Source organism: Mesobacillus sp. AQ2 (assembly GCF_030122805.1).
GTDB classification, from domain to species: domain Bacteria; phylum Bacillota; class Bacilli; order Bacillales; family Cytobacillaceae; genus Mesobacillus; species Mesobacillus oceanisediminis_A.
In genome coordinates, this window is the sequence record NZ_CP126080.1 from 2,143,899 (window position 1) to 2,158,687 (window position 14,789).

The 14,789-nt window shown below is 40.6% G+C and carries 20 protein-coding genes; 14 read left to right on the forward strand and 6 right to left on the reverse strand.

Features of this window, described 5'->3' with window-relative positions:
• From QNH36_RS10705 to QNH36_RS10730, 6 genes are all read left to right on the forward strand, one after another.
• Positions 1-1,557 (forward strand): SagB family peptide dehydrogenase, encoded by a 1,557-nt coding sequence (locus QNH36_RS10705; RefSeq protein WP_283905177.1) that lies wholly within the window; start codon positions 1-3, stop codon positions 1,555-1,557.
• A gap of 86 nt (positions 1,558-1,643) precedes the next feature.
• Positions 1,644-2,390: an alpha/beta hydrolase gene (locus tag QNH36_RS10710; RefSeq protein WP_144475852.1), complete on the forward strand. Its 747-nt coding sequence runs from the start codon at positions 1,644-1,646 to the stop codon at positions 2,388-2,390.
• A gap of 350 nt (positions 2,391-2,740) precedes the next feature.
• A complete protein-coding gene (locus QNH36_RS10715) occupies positions 2,741-2,911 on the forward strand; it encodes a hypothetical protein (protein WP_186326722.1) in 171 nt (56 codons plus the stop codon).
• A gap of 106 nt (positions 2,912-3,017) precedes the next feature.
• Complete coding sequence (locus QNH36_RS10720) at positions 3,018-4,277, forward strand: cysteine desulfurase-like protein (RefSeq protein WP_283905178.1); 1,260 nt, start codon at positions 3,018-3,020, stop codon at positions 4,275-4,277.
• 133 nt (positions 4,278-4,410) lie between these two features.
• Complete coding sequence (locus QNH36_RS10725; protein WP_251541600.1) at positions 4,411-4,797, forward strand: YkvA family protein; 387 nt, start codon at positions 4,411-4,413, stop codon at positions 4,795-4,797.
• Positions 4,798-4,836: 39 nt separating this feature from the next.
• Entirely contained in the window at positions 4,837-5,442 is a 606-nt protein-coding gene (locus tag QNH36_RS10730) for a VOC family protein (RefSeq protein WP_251541599.1), read from the forward strand.
• Between the two features lie 66 nt (positions 5,443-5,508).
• Here QNH36_RS10730 and QNH36_RS10735 read toward each other — a convergent pair whose 3' ends face one another.
• Complete coding sequence (locus tag QNH36_RS10735) at positions 5,509-5,826, reverse strand: hypothetical protein (protein WP_283905179.1); 318 nt, start codon at positions 5,824-5,826, stop codon at positions 5,509-5,511.
• A 102-nt stretch (positions 5,827-5,928) separates the two neighbouring features.
• Between QNH36_RS10735 and QNH36_RS10740 the strand changes: the two genes are divergently transcribed.
• Positions 5,929-6,186, forward strand: coding sequence for a hypothetical protein (locus QNH36_RS10740; protein WP_251541597.1), 258 nt, complete (start codon positions 5,929-5,931; stop codon positions 6,184-6,186).
• A gap of 38 nt (positions 6,187-6,224) precedes the next feature.
• Here QNH36_RS10740 and QNH36_RS10745 read toward each other — a convergent pair whose 3' ends face one another.
• Both QNH36_RS10745 and QNH36_RS10750 read right to left on the reverse strand, forming a co-directional pair.
• The gene (locus QNH36_RS10745) at positions 6,225-6,869 is read right to left on the reverse strand and encodes a glycosyltransferase (RefSeq protein ID WP_144475846.1); all 645 of its coding nucleotides are present in this window, start codon (positions 6,867-6,869) and stop codon (positions 6,225-6,227) included.
• A 105-nt stretch (positions 6,870-6,974) separates the two neighbouring features.
• A complete protein-coding gene (locus tag QNH36_RS10750) occupies positions 6,975-7,847 on the reverse strand; it encodes a LysM peptidoglycan-binding domain-containing protein (RefSeq protein WP_283905180.1) in 873 nt (290 codons plus the stop codon).
• A gap of 438 nt (positions 7,848-8,285) precedes the next feature.
• Between QNH36_RS10750 and QNH36_RS10755 the strand changes: the two genes are divergently transcribed.
• The 5 genes from QNH36_RS10755 (at position 8,286) to QNH36_RS10775 (ending at position 10,889) form a co-directional block, all read left to right on the forward strand.
• Entirely contained in the window at positions 8,286-8,534 is a 249-nt protein-coding gene (locus QNH36_RS10755; protein ID WP_144475844.1) for a hypothetical protein, read from the forward strand.
• A 283-nt stretch (positions 8,535-8,817) separates the two neighbouring features.
• The gene (gene spxA / locus QNH36_RS10760; RefSeq protein ID WP_144475843.1) at positions 8,818-9,213 is read left to right on the forward strand and encodes a transcriptional regulator SpxA; all 396 of its coding nucleotides are present in this window, start codon (positions 8,818-8,820) and stop codon (positions 9,211-9,213) included.
• 73 nt (positions 9,214-9,286) lie between these two features.
• Entirely contained in the window at positions 9,287-9,712 is a 426-nt protein-coding gene (locus tag QNH36_RS10765; protein ID WP_144475842.1) for an RrF2 family transcriptional regulator, read from the forward strand.
• Between the two features lie 70 nt (positions 9,713-9,782).
• Positions 9,783-10,109, forward strand: a complete 327-nt coding sequence (locus QNH36_RS10770) for an IDEAL domain-containing protein (protein WP_349654846.1) — start codon at positions 9,783-9,785, stop codon at positions 10,107-10,109.
• A 153-nt stretch (positions 10,110-10,262) separates the two neighbouring features.
• Positions 10,263-10,889: a histidine phosphatase family protein gene (locus QNH36_RS10775; protein ID WP_144475840.1), complete on the forward strand. Its 627-nt coding sequence runs from the start codon at positions 10,263-10,265 to the stop codon at positions 10,887-10,889.
• 151 nt (positions 10,890-11,040) lie between these two features.
• Here the strand turns inward: QNH36_RS10775 and QNH36_RS10780 are convergent, their stop codons facing one another.
• Positions 11,041-11,790: a L,D-transpeptidase family protein gene (locus QNH36_RS10780; protein WP_144475839.1), complete on the reverse strand. Its 750-nt coding sequence runs from the start codon at positions 11,788-11,790 to the stop codon at positions 11,041-11,043.
• A 232-nt stretch (positions 11,791-12,022) separates the two neighbouring features.
• On the opposite strand from QNH36_RS10780, the gene QNH36_RS10785 reads away from it, so the two are divergent.
• Complete coding sequence (locus tag QNH36_RS10785; protein ID WP_144476068.1) at positions 12,023-12,715, forward strand: DUF421 domain-containing protein; 693 nt, start codon at positions 12,023-12,025, stop codon at positions 12,713-12,715.
• Between the two features lie 57 nt (positions 12,716-12,772).
• On the opposite strand, the gene QNH36_RS10790 is transcribed toward QNH36_RS10785, so the two are convergent.
• Positions 12,773-13,096 (reverse strand): hypothetical protein, encoded by a 324-nt coding sequence (locus tag QNH36_RS10790; protein ID WP_283905182.1) that lies wholly within the window; start codon positions 13,094-13,096, stop codon positions 12,773-12,775.
• A 113-nt stretch (positions 13,097-13,209) separates the two neighbouring features.
• A complete protein-coding gene (locus QNH36_RS10795) occupies positions 13,210-13,980 on the reverse strand; it encodes a FixH family protein (protein WP_283905183.1) in 771 nt (256 codons plus the stop codon).
• 158 nt (positions 13,981-14,138) lie between these two features.
• Here QNH36_RS10795 and QNH36_RS10800 point away from each other — a divergent pair, with 158 nt between their 5' ends.
• Positions 14,139-14,657, forward strand: coding sequence for a hypothetical protein (locus QNH36_RS10800; RefSeq protein WP_283905396.1), 519 nt, complete (start codon positions 14,139-14,141; stop codon positions 14,655-14,657).
• Positions 14,658-14,789 lie beyond the last annotated feature (132 nt).

Consider the following 14,789-nt stretch of genomic DNA (forward strand, 5'->3'; position numbering starts at 1 on the left):
ATGACAATTGATGAATTTCTGAAGGATTTACAATTTAATATCGATCGTGCCAACCAGGATAACTGGGAACCCAATTGGGAGGATTCGCCTTTAGCCTATAAGCTGTACAAAGGGCTCCCGGTGGTGCCTCTTTCTGCGGAGGTTCCGTTGTCACTCACGGAATACAGAATGCCAGCCAGTCCAGATATAGAAGGAATCGGCCATTTTCTCTGGTATGCTTATGGAATCTCTCAAGTGAGCGAGTCCGTTTTTCCTGAGGAAGCAAACCCGATCCATTCCTATAGAAGGTTTGCTCCCTCTGGCGGAGCGCTCTATCCAAATGAACTGTATATATATTTGAAGATAAAAGGGCTTCCTGATGGAGTCTACCATTATGACCCGTCGCACCACCGACTTGTCCTGTTGCGGGCTGGAAATTTTGATTCCTACATTTCCGCTGCCTTAGGAGAACGTTGTGAGCTTTCGTCCTGCTTCGGCACAGTATTCGTCTCCACTATGTTCTGGAAAAACTTCTTTAAGTACAATAATTTCTCCTATCGGCTGCAAGGCCTGGATGCCGGCGTGCTGATGGGGCAGCTGTTGGAGAGTGCAAAACGTTTTGGTTTTGCTGCCGGGGTTTACTATCAATATCTGGATTCAGCAATCAATCACTTTCTTGGTTTATCAGAAAACGAGGAGAGCATCTATTCGGTGATCCCGCTGTCGGTGGAACCGACAAACTGGACTGGTAACGGCAACGGAACGTTTAATTTTCAAACAGCGGATAGGTTAAAAAGAGAATTAAGGCCAATTGTTTTTGAGCGGGTAGAAAGGTCGAAAAACGTTCTCGAATTTCCTATATTAATAACCATGAATGAAGCCGCAAAATTCGAATCAACCGACTCATTCACGCGGCTTCAGAATCGCTCTTATGATGCTCGCAGTAACCAGGTGGTTAATCTTCCACAGACAGAATCACTAGCATATGATCTGGCAGAAGTAAGCAAAAAACGCTTTTCGCCTGAAATGGATTTTGTTTTAACGCGGATCAGTCACCAGCAGTTGGCGGTCCTGCTTAAGGAATCGGTGACTTCGTTCCGTTATCGCAATGATTTGGACGATATTTTTTCCGGACAGGAACCCAGGGTTTCGATCTATAGTTCTCTTTATAATGTTGAAGGTATTACGAATGGTGCCTATTATTATGACAGTATGGAACATAGATTACTTGAAATCCAACAAGGAGACCATCGTATGCTCTTGCAGTCAGGTTTGTCCTTTGATAACGTCAATCTGCAGCAGGTGCCTCTTTGTCTGCATGTTGCATGCAATAGGGATTTTTACCAGGAAGATCTAGGATACAGAGGCTACCGAATTTTACAAATGGAAGCAGGCATGCTCGTGCAAAGATTGCTTTTAACATCCTCCGCCCTTGGACTGGGAGGGCATCCACTGCTTGGTTTCAATGCAAGCATGGCGGATGAGCTTTACAAAATGAGTGAACAAACGAGCCTGATCCAGATTCCAATCGGTTCATATCGCCCGAAACCGTGGTTAAGAGGAAGTTTGCATAGTTAGGAGAAGCCCTTTTTTAAAAATAAATAATAATTATGGATTATTTTATGGTAAAATTTTCTGCAAAAAATGAAATGAGTGTACTGTTTATGATAGAAAGTTTTGAAGTTTCATTGTTTGGCAAGGAAAGAAGAATCCGGATATATGTCCCCTCTGGAGACGCGGGTAAACGGTATCCAGTGGTGTATATGCATGATGGCCAGAATGTATTTGGCAATGAAGAGTCAATTGGCGGTGTTGGTCTTGAGCTGGATAAGTTCCTGGAAAAGAATAAGATTGACCTGATGGTGGTGGCAATTGACCAGAATTCTGCAGATCGGGTCAATGAGTATTGTCCCTGGAAAAATGGTGAGTATACAACAAAGCTGCTTGGCAAACCGAGTACCCAAGGCGGGAAAGGGAAGGAGTATATGGAGTTTATTGTAAATGAATTAAAGCCTTTAATTGATTCTGAGTATCCTGCCAGCCCAAATCAAACCTATATGGCAGGCATTTCATTGGGGAGTTTGATTTCAGTCTACGCTGCATGCACATATCCTCATATTTTTAAGAGAGTTGCTGGACTTTCTTCCGGCTTTTATCGGAATCAGGAAGAAATCGAGCAGCTGCTTAAGGATACAGATTTAACTTCACTTGAAAAAATATATTTAGATTGCGGTACCAATGAAGGCGGCAAAAAACTCGCAGCACCGTTTCTTGATACAAACAAATCGGTTTTTTCAATAATTGAACAGAAAGAAGTACAGGCAGAATTGAAAGTGATTGAAGGGGCCGAGCATCATTACACAGCTTTTAAACAGCGAATTTCAGATGTCATTTCTTATCTGGTGTCATAATCCAATTTTCTCTATGATGTCTTAGGTTCAATCCTGACGAACATCCATACCCTTGTCTTCTCCAATGAATAACATGGTAACATGGAGGTGAGAAGATGAGGAGGAAAAATCATTTAGGGGATATTTCTGATTTGTTTTGTGATCGCAATGTGAGCAGGGTACCTTTTCCTAGATTAGAAATCATTCCAGTGAGAGAAGTACCTGACGATTGTGTTTTGGTATGTATGGGACCTATTTGTTATTTAGCCTGCTACGGAACAGGCGAAGATCCGTTTGAAGACTGCGAGATTGTTTGTACGGAGAGCGGGTATTGCTATATAGTCTGCCCAATCGTACCAGAAGACGAATAAGTGATTCAGCTAACCTTGTTCTTGGGGTGGGTCCTGAACCCTGAAATCAGTAAAATAACAGTTGAATATGCAAATACCAAAAGGGATGCAGAAATTATGCTTTCATTTGATAAGAAGGCTGTTAAGGAAGAGTGGGGAACTTTTTCTGCCTATCTTCTGACTGACAACTGATGTATAAAAATAATTAATCATTTAAACCCTTCGATTGTCGAAGGGTTTAAGGTGTTATTGTTAGAATATTATGACATAATATATGTATATTTTATCTGAGGGAGTGATGAGGTTGGCTGATAAGTTTCCGATTGAGCAGGTGAGGGAACGGTTTCCGTCTTTAAGCCGTAGAGATGATGGCCGGCAAGTCATTTATTTTGACGGGCCAGGCGGGACGCAGATGGTTGATTTTGCGCTCGAATCGATGTATCGGTACATAAGGAATGGGATGGCGAATCTCCACGGAACCTTCAATACCAGTGCCGACACAGATGCGATGCTGGAAAAAGGCAGGGAAGCAGTAGCGGATTTGCTTGGATGCAAGGCGAATGAAGTGGCATTTGGCGCAAACATGACCACTCATGCCTTTGCGATTGCACGTAGTCTGGCTGGTTTCATCAATGAAGGCGACGAAATAGTTGTCACTGAGCTAGACCATCGTGCAAATGTAGATCCATGGATCACCTTGGCAAGGGACCAAGGTGCAGAAATAAAGTTCCTGAAGCTTGACTCTGATAAGTACAGTCTTAAGCTTGATGAGTTAGACCAGATTGTTACGCCAAAAACAAAACTGGTCGCGGTTGGAATGTCATCGAATGTTACCGGGACCGTGACTAATCTGAATCCCGTAATAAAACGGGCGAAGGAGGTCGGGGCACTGACGGTTGTCGATGCAGTCCATGGTGTGCCACATTTACCGATCAATGTTCAGGAGTTGGACTGTGACATCCTTCTGTGCTCGGCGTACAAGTTTTTTGGTCCGCATGTTGGGATTGCTGTTGTCAGGGAGAGTCTTTTTGAAAAACTTCCGGTTTATAAGCTGAAGCCTGCTCCTGCAGAGATTCCTTATAAACTAGAGACAGGAACTCAAAATCATGAAGGCATTGCTGGGGTGATGGGTGCCATCCAATTCATTGAAGAACTGGGCTATGGCGAGACGAGAAGAGAAAGATTGCTGTCTGGTATGCATGCGATTGATGAATATGAGCAGGAGCTTGCTGCCGAAGTGGAGAACTTTCTGAGAACCCTGCCAGAAGTGACTCTGTATAGAGCAGCATCAGGCCGCAAAACGCCGACATTTGCTTTTACCATAGAAGGACATCATTCACGTGAAGTCACTGCATGGCTCGCCAAAAATTACAATATTTGTGTTGCAGATGGAGACTTCTATGCTTCCACAATGGCTGAGGTGTTGGATGTCTATCCATCAGGCGGTTGGGTTCGAATCGGGCTTGCTCCATATAATACAAAGGAAGAAATCCAGCAGTTCAAAACTGGCCTGAAAGCTTATATTGAACAGCATCAAAAAAATGCCGTCAGGTTTTAATGAATTAATCATTTCAAAGTGTTATTAATGACTGCCATACGAAGGCTGCAACCTAAAATAGAAGAGCCTGGACATTGTGCCAGGCTCTATTTATGCTAGAAAAAGGATGTGAAAGTTAAAAGGGAGGACATCAATGAGTAACGCTATGGAACAATTCAAAGTTCGGATGAAAAAAATCAAAGAAGACATCTTTGTTATTGCAGAAGCTTACAAACACCCGGATACACCATTTTATATTAAGCTGTTCGCATTGATTGTAGTTGCCTATGCTTTCAGCCCTATCGATTTAATTCCAGATTTTATACCGATCCTCGGTTACCTGGATGACCTCATCCTCGTACCGCTGGGAATTGCGCTTCTGTTAAAACTGCTACCTGATCATGTCATTCAGGAATCACGTGAGAAAGTGGCAGCAACCGGAAGGGTGAAAAAGAAGAATTGGCTGGCAGGAGCAATGATTTTATTGTTGTGGGCAGCCGTTATCTATTGGCTGATTGGTCTATTTGTTCAATCCCATTAGGTAATCTTGGTGACAAAATCCATAAAAAGAGGTGGTACTTTGCTTTTTCATTATCATTTTTGGACTCCAAATGTCGAAGAGACAGAAAAATTTTATGAAGATCACGGCTTCCGTATCGTTCAGCGAATCGGAAAATATCAGGGAGAATTTCAGAACTTTAATCCACCGCTAAAATGGGAAGATTTCCGTGAAAAAAAAGTGATGTTCCGGATTATAGAAGCCAGGAAGGGCAGCATCAATATCACTTTTGGGTATGGAAAAAAGCCCATGTTTGACCATATTGGCTTTCTCGTATCAGAAAAGGAACAAGAGGCTATTTGCAAAAATGCAGAAAAAATGAACTGGAAAGTGGATCATGGCGAACGAAGGACCTTTTTATCCACGCCATATGAGTTTCGGATAGAGCTGCAGACACACAATGATTTAATAGATTCAATGGAAGATAGAATTGAAGGCTTAACAGTGGAAACAAAAAAAGAAGGATTGGAAGACGATATTCTTAATTTGTTGGGAAACCCTGTAAAGGATATACATACGATAATCGGCAATACCGTAACCATCCGGGATGCTGTTATGGAGAATTTCCCGGTTAAACAGGCAGTGGATCCGAATGGAGTAAGAATCCTCAGCGGTGGTGCTCAATGAGAGAGTAACTCCTCGGTAAATTATTCTCTCCAATGAAAATAGGCAAAGAAGAGCCTTTGCCCAGAATTAGTAGCTCCTATATCTTATATACTCATAGTTTGATGTTGGGATTTGTTTTATGATGTTTCCAGCCTGGTCACGGTGAATTTCATATTCTCTGTAGGTCTCAACAATATATCCGTCTACTTCCTTGTCTAGCGCTTCTTCGTGCAGGTATTCAAACTCAGGTATGATGGTTTCTAGTATGTTATTACTCGTTTCCGGGTCTTCCTGGACAGTAGCGTTTGTCTCAACATCAGAATTTTTTTGTGCAATTTGCGGATATGCATAAACCAGAAAAATACAAAATAGCATGAGAGAGGATAACCCTAATATACGTATCAATTCAATAGCTCCTTTTGGTCAAAGTACAGTAATTAATATGCCTGTCCAGGAATGAATATAACCAGGAGATCTGGATTAGCAGCAGGGAAGAAAGGGGGGGGAATGGTGGAAAAAGAATTCAAGGTATTCAAAGTACCGGTGACGTTTTTCTTCCTGGGTGTTTTGTTTATAATCATCGGAGCAAACGGGCCCGATCTGGCAGGGACTTTTTCTCGTCCGCCTAATGCGTCATCGTGGTCAACCTCAGAAAGTTTAATCAATGCATTTACCTATGTTCCAATGATGATTGGAATCAACTTCTTACTTGTATTTGCTACGACGTTTTCAATTGCCTTTTATCTCTGGCAAAAAAATCGATAAAAAAATCTTGGAGCCACAACAGCCTCCAAGATTTTTTGTTATTTCTTGAACTTCTCAGGGAACTGTTTTACAACAGCTGATGAAATGGCATCTGCCATCATAACGATATGAGACATTCCATCATCAATCGAAACAATTCTAGCTCCCCAGTCTTTTTTCAAGCTTGCTGACAGGTCATCAGCCACCAACCCAAGATGCTTATAGAGCAATTCTTTTAACTGATCATTTTTTAAACTAGGATTGGCTTTGCTCAGGAACGCAGCGATATCGTCAGCATTCTTATACCATGCTTTATTCAATTGATCGAGCTTTACATTATTCCCGTCTTTTGCAGCTTGAACAATATCCCCGGCTATGACAATATGCTCCTTAAGCAGATCTGTAAGTTTATTTCCGGCTTCCTCTCCATATACAGGCTTAATCGCGTTTCCGATATCCTCCTGGTTTTTCAGGAGCCTCTCAAGCACCTCTTTTTGATCCTCGGCACCAGCAGTTGTGGCACTTGTTATGTAATTGCTTGTCCACAAAACATGGTCAACCCACAGTTTCCTGAATTGATTTTCAAACTTGACCTCTGACTGGCTGAGACATTCGTGCTGAGGCTTTGCGAATGCAGGAGATACTCCAACCGCCATTTCCAGTGACAAGAATAATGTTAAACCAATAACTAATAATTTTTTCATTGTCCATGCTCCTTTTAGAGTAGATAGTATCCTGCTTATTATTTATATTTGGTATTTTTTTATTCAATTTTGAATAATAGGCAAAAAAACCGCCATATGGCGGTTTTAAGGCATTTTCCTTAAGTCAAAATATTGAACGGTCTTGCCATCCCGGTCGAACTGGATGATCAGTTCATTTTTATTAAATTGGTAAATATATTGTCCGCAAGTGGCACTTTCGTAGCAAGAGGTTTTTTGTACTTTATTCGGATATCCATACTCATTGATAACTTGCTTTTTCTGAGTTGGAAGGGTTTTGAGCTCCAAATATTCTGGATAGGCTTGCAAGCCGAATACTGAACCATCTTTCATGTTGAAGTTCACTCTTACTCCTGCACCTTCACCACGGTAGTAAAGGGACCGGACATTCAACTGGTCCTCGGTTTTTATAGGCTTTCCAAATTGCAGGAGGACCTTGCTGTAAGTGGAGCCCAGATGGACTTCATTAATTTGGAGATTCTTGTACGCTGCAATGTAGGCATCTTTGAAGCCGTTTTTTTGCACCATCTTTTTTTGTTTTTCAGCATTTGCCTTTTTGGTAAAAACACCAGCCTGGATGCGGTAATAGGTTTTATCATTTATGACCTTCGTGGTGACTGTTGCATCGATTCCTTCTTTTTTCAGTCTATCGACTTGCTTTATTGCATTGTCTTTCTTGGTAAAAGAACCTCCAATCACCGAATACATTGGTTCTGGTTCGTTCAAAACAGGCAGCACCAATTTTTGACCAATATAAATGGTATTGTTCTTAAGTCCATTGAACTCCTTTAACTCCTTAACAGTCAGGTTGTATTTTTTTGAAATGCTGTACAAAGTATCTCCTTTTTTTACTGTGACAGAAGCATCGTCAGCATACCCTGACCCATTGGCAAAAAAGAGTAATGACCCCATCAATAAAATACTCAGCCCAAGCTGCATGAATCGCTTTATCTTCCTCATTTTCCTCACCTCATATAGTTTGACGTGAAGTTTCTGGCCGAGTTTCGAAGGGAAAAGCCCATTTTGAAATTTGGGTGGAGAAAATGGCATGTGAAATAGGTGTAGTGCCTTATAAAAATATTATGTCTACTTAAGTTTGTGGGTGAAATAGGTAAAAAAATATAAAACTAGTTGGAGGATGGCCATTCGGCATATTTCACTTCTTTCACTCGTTATTGTCCGAGATAAACCCGATGATGGACACTTTTGTCTTCTATCGCCTCATTTTTGTTCGTCATACCCCAAATGACGGACACTTTTGTCATCTTCGGCTTGTTATTGTCCGTCATAGTCATGATGATGGACACAGTAAGCTTTAATTTATTATGGTTTATGGATTCATATCCATACAGAATCCTCCTTCAATGAATATTTTGTTATGAAGGGGGTGAGATGAATATGTCGTTCGACAATAACGATCACAAGCAAAATGGGGATAATCCATTGTGCAATCCTGGTAATAGAAATTTCCCGCTATCAAAGCTGAAAATTATTCCGGTAAGCCAGATACCCGATGATTCCTTTTTAGTATGTATCGGGCGGATTTGTACACTGGTATCTTTAGGGGAAGAAGATCAACCATTCGCCGGCTGCTATATTGGTTGTGACGAGTTTGGAAACTGCTTTTTCACCTGTTCGACAGAATAAGTGCTAAACATCATGATTGTTAGGCCCTATTTGAAACAAGTAAAAATCTGCTAAGCTCTGGGGGAGTGATTACAGAGCTTGGTAGCAACCTTATTTTTAAAACGATTTACAAATGAAGTGACAAAACCTCTGCCTGTTTAAGATGATTTTTTTTACCAAGATAGTGTTGACTTTTTGAACTGTAAAGATTAATATTACAGTATATTAAATACCTTTAAATCAAAGTATTTTTTTGCTAAACTGTAATTTTTATTTTTACAGTAAAAAGAAGGAGTTGTCGTTCATGGTAACTTTATATATAACATCCAGCTGTGCTTCGTGCCGTAAAGCAAAAGCCTGGTTTCAGGAGCATCAAATCGATTTTATCGAAAGAAATATCGTTTCCCAACCGCTGACTGTGGATGAAATCAAATCGATTCTGCGATTGACGGAAGACGGAACGGAAGATATTCTTTCTAAGAACTCAAAAGCGTATCAAAAGCTGGACATGGATATTGATTCTCTTCCGCTGAATCAGCTATATGACCTGATCATTAAAAATCCCCAAATGCTGCGCCGGCCGATTATCCTGGACCACAAAAGATTGCAGGTTGGCTACAATGAAGAAGAAATCCGCAGCTTCTTGCCGCGAAAACTTCGCACATTTACCAGCTACGAAATGGAAAACATGGCTAATTAAAAGCTGATTAATTGTCATTTGGCTATTTTAACTGTAATATATAGTATTACAGATTGTTGATAGGAGGCAGGCTATGAACAGTGATTTTACCCTTGCCATTCACAGTTTAACATTGCTTGCACTGCAGCCTGACAGAATGTCGACGAGCGATGCAATCGCAGAAAGTGCCGGAGTACATCCGGTCCGAATTCGCAAAGTACTTGGTATGTTAAAAAAACATGGCTTTATCAAATCAAAAGAAGGTACCGGCGGCGGTTTTATTTTTGCCAATGATTTAAATGAAGTCAATCTCTGGGATATCTATAAACTTACATCAGAGGGCGCACTGCAGCCAAAATGCCCTGATTCCAATGAAAAATGTATGGTCGGTGCAAATATGCACAAGGTCCTTTTTGCCATTTTTCTGGGGGCTGAGGAACACTTGGGGGAATTCCTGAAGCATTATTCCATAAAAGAAGTGGTCGATCTGATCAGGCAAGAGAAAGAATGCTGTGAATAGGGAGGTTTGACTCCCATTCGTTTAAGGGAAATGTAATAAAAAATATTACAGAACAAATGAGGTGACATATATGAATAACTCATTCTTAAAAGTAGGGGATTGGATTAAAGGGAAATCCCGAGATGGAGAATTGATCATCGGATATGTAGAATCACTTGATGTTTTGGATGAAAAGATCAATGCGACAATCACTTCCAGTGATGATGAAGCACTCGTTGGCAAAACCATACCAATGCCAACGAACGGAGTGAAAAAACTGCCGGAACCCCAGGTGAAAAATAAAGAACAGATTCAATACCTCATCGATCTGGCATTAGCTACCGGAGACCAGGAATGGTTCATGGAGCTTTCTGAACAGCTTAAAGTGATGAGGGAACTGGTGAAGGGTGTAAAATAAAGCTATAGGTTCTTCCTTGTTAAAAGGGAGGGCCTTTTTTGTGTTTAATGCATAGAAGGAGGGAATCATGCCAGCAATTCTTGGAATGGAAGGAATGAAACAAGTGCAGACCCGTGTTATAATTTTCTAAAAGTAAAATATTAAGGAGAGTGTATGTTAGAAATTTATATTACTCGTCACGGAGCAACTGAATGGAACATGGAAAATCGTCTGCAAGGATCGCTGAACTCAGAATTGACAGAAAGTGGTATCTGTAATGCTGTTCTTTTAGGTAAGCGGTTATCAGATATCAAATTTAATGTTATATACTCTAGTCCAAGCAAGAGAGCATTGGAGACAGCAGGTCTTATTAAAGCAGACAAGGCAATTCAGCTTAAGATTGTCGATGACCTAAACGAAATATCTTTTGGAGACTGGGAAGGAAAAACCCAAGAAGAAATTGAGGAAGACTTCCAAGCCGAATATGCTAACTTTTGGAACAAGCCACATCAATATAATCATCTTGGACATAATGCCGAGGATTTAAAGACATTTAAACAACGAGTAGATCAAGCAATGAATCAAATAATAGAAGAAAATAAAAATGGCAGGATATTAATTGTTACCCATGGCGTAGTAATCAGAGCAATAATGTCTTTGTTTTGGGATATACCGACAGAGAAAATGTGGGATCCGCCAATGATTCTAGGTACAAGTTTAACGATCGTCAATTATGACGGGAAACAATTTAAGAAGGTAATGCTAGGGGATACATCGCATATGGAATCGTTAGGTGATTAATAGGTAGGGATGCTGCTAAATCAAAGTGAAAATCGCTTAACAGCTGATGCGTTAAGCGATTTTGATTACTGTTATTTTTTTAAAAATGCCGGTTTACTAGCATCCTTTTAATTCGACACCCAAACGTTTGCTGGTGTTCTTAAATTCTGCCTCATCTCATCCCCAAAGCCTTCTTTGTGGCTGGTCCGACGATTCCGTCTGCCTTAAGCTTCTTCGATTTTTGGAATTTCTTTACGGCTGCTTCTGTTGCTGGGCCGAAAACACCATCGATTCCATTTGTACTATATCCCTTTTTCGTCAGGGTTTGCTGTAGGCTTTTCACTTCTGCACCCCTCATGCCTTTTTTCAGGACAGTGCTTGATGGTACTGCGGTTACAGGAACAGATGCCTGCCCGGTGACTTTATAACCGTTTGCAGCAGCAATCGCGTTAAAGGAATTCTTCGAAGTCGTGATGACAACTGGAGTATTGACTTTTACCTGGTCATAAAGCCATTCCACTTCCTGGTCATACATCCGAATGCAGCCGGCACTCACATATCCGCCGATCGATTTAGGGTTGTTGTTACCATGGATCGCATAAGTCGTGCCCCAGGTTCCTCTGGCATTGATCCCCAGCCACCTGTTGCCAAGCGGGTTCCTCGGATCCCCTCCAGGAATTTTCCCGCTGTAATAAGGACGATTCTTGATTTTGTTGACGATTTTGAACTTGCCTTCAGGAGTATATGATGCCTTACGACCAGTACCCACCTTAAAGGTTTTTATCAGTTTATTATCTTTATAATAAGCGAGTTGATTATTTGACTTGTTAATAATAATCATTTCCCCGCCCGCTGCCAGCGCAGGTGCCTCGAAAAACACCATAGAAACCAACAGCATCATGCAAACAAATACCTTTTTCATTTCCCTTCCCCCCTTGAAAAATAAGTACACAACCTCTCATATTTATAAAAGTGTTTACAACCTTATAAACGATTTTTATTTCATAAAAGTTACATATTTTACCTTTATGTGGAAGGAAAATCTTTCTCGTTGTTTTGACAAGGATGTCGAAAGGTGTAGATAAAGATAATTTTTAATTATATGGTTCAATTTCTGTGCTTTTTCCCATAATGGGGAGGAAGGAGTGGGAATGGTGAATCATTATCTATCTATTGCACTCGAGCTGACGAGTGGATTTGTCTTTTTATTTATCATGACGAAAATGCAGGGAAAGACGCAGTTCTCTCAAATAACACCATTTGACTTTATTTCAGCCATCATTCTCGGTGAGTTGGTGGGGAATGCCATCTATGATCATGAAGTGAAGGTAGGTGAAATCGCCTTTGCAGTTGCTTTGTGGGGAATTCTTGTCTATGTGACAGAGACGATCACCCAGAAGTACCTCGGTTCGCGAAAATTGCTCGAGGGCGAGCCAAATATCGTTGTCCGCAGAGGGAAGATTAAATACGACGCGTTGAAAAAAGCGAAGCTGGACATCAATCAACTTCAAAGTTTGATCAGGCAGCAGGGGTATTTTTCATTGAGGGAAGTCGAATACGCAATCATTGAAACAAACGGAATGATCAGCGTCCTTCCAAAAGCGGATTTCGATACACCCAAGAATAGCGACATGAAAATCAAAGCAGACGACCCAAGCCTGCCTATCAATATGATTATTGATGGGGAAGTGGTTCAGGCAAATTTGAAGGAAGCCGGGTTGGACGAGCAGTGGCTGAAACGAGAACTGGAAAAGCAAAAAATCCATCATTTCGAAGACGTACTTTTCGCTGAATGGAAGGAAAATGAACCGCTGTTTGTGCTGGAGTATGACAAGAAGGCGAATTGACAGAAAGGGCTGAACCGGGTATAGGTTCAGCCTTTTTAGGTTAGCAATTGTAGAAATTTATCCTATCAGATATGTACACAAGAAGCCGGTAATGGCTAAGATGGCCATTAGCAGGAGGTAAGAAATATTCGAAAAAATAGATATTGTGGCAAGGAAAACAACAACGATAATGAGTGTGACAAAGAAAGAATAAAGGAAACCTTTCCAGACTGGGACTATATTGATATAGGAAGATACATAAGCAATTAAAAAAATAATCACTATAAGGGCGATGTCACCGAAAATATGATTTTCAGGCAAGGTGAAGATCAGGGCGAACAACATGAAGAGGATAAGGTTTTGCAAATTCTTGCGCATTCTGATTTCCTTTATTAAATTCATCAAGTTTTCCTTCTTCCAGTAAAAATGTTCATAAACATATTCTAAAATCTGGCTATGGGAAATGGGAAGCCATTTTGAAGAAAAAATGCCCACATTTCTGTGAGCATTTACAATTATTCTACATCTACGGATTTTTCTGTATGATTATGAATATTCCCTTTTTCCACATGAATTTTCACATTGAAGTGCCCGTGTGAAGGGAATGTATATTCAGTGTTGTATGTGCCGGGAGAGATTTCTTTGGCCTCCACGAACTGATGAGCTGTTTCGTTCTCTTGCCAGATTTCAAAACGAACCCTTGCTTCCGAAATAATCTCATCTTCCTGAGTAATTTTAGTACTTAACTCAGTTGGCTGGTTACTATTAATCGTGGAAGGCTCAAGGAACTCGAATGCAACTTCACTATTATGATGATCGGTATGTTCGTGTTCAGCGTGACTTTCATGATTTTCCTTTTCCCCGTCAGCTGAAGAAGATGGCTCTTTCTCACTGCCGGCCACAATTATTTCTTTCTTAGGCATGCTATGCATCCGGTTTGCCGTCGTATGGGCTACGATGAAATAATTCCCGCCTTCGTTAAAAGTTTTCTTGATGGCATATATGCCATTTTTTTTATTTTGAGCCGGTAACATCTCATGCTCATCCTGGCGGGACTGCCAAATTTCAAACTTCACCTCATCTGCGTCAGTCACTTTCTTCCCGCCCTGAGTCACTTTTGCTTCAATCGTAACCTCCTGATTGATTTCGATTTTTTCAGGTATGCTAATCGACACCTCCAAAAGTTCTGGTGGATCTTCAAGCGAATCTTCTTTGTTATCCTGACTAGCGGAACAGGCAGTCAATAGTAACATAATAGCGATAAAAATGGACAATATCTTTTTCATAATACGACTCCAATCCTCAATTCGATTTCTCAATAATAATAAGGTGTAAATGTGATGAATGTATGAAAAATTTGAAGGTATTAAAGTTCAGATAAGGATGGTTATTATTAAACCGGGAAAAATAGCTTAAATTAGGATAGGGATGATGCGAATTGCGTATGAAGATATGCAAGTTGTTTTGTTTCATTATTTTAATGGGCGGTGTTAATAATGCACCAGTGATTGCTGCTAAAAACCAGCCACGGCCTTTAGAAGAAATTTATTTCAAGATTGGATATACGACAGTCGAGGAGGCAGTTTCGGAGTTTGAGCAGCATTTTAAGAAGGATGTAAAACTTCCTGTCAGGGTTCCGCCTATAACTTTCACACATCACTTTGGAAGATTCAATAACTTGGAAGGCGATGTGAACGACTCTTTGGAGGTGGTGTTTTTAAATGAGGATTTCCCTGGCCTTCATTTTAAAATAGACATTCGGCCTGTTAGTCACAAGATTCCATGGAGTGTTAATGACACTCACAAACTACAGAATGGGAGTAATGCGCAATATATCAATGTGGCAAACTTTAACCTTCTTGTTTTTGAAAGGGAGGGCTGGCAGTATATTTTAAGCGTTGATAAAAAAGCTTCAGGTCAAGTGACTGCAGAAGTCTTAGTTGAGATTGCAAATTCGGTGTGAATTAGGCAAGATGCATCCGTAAAAAATGAGTGCAGCATTTAAAATGGGGCCCACCGTAAATAAAATGGATCTAACCGTAAATAAATTGGTTGCAACCGTAAATAAATATGTCCAACCGTTAATAAATCATCT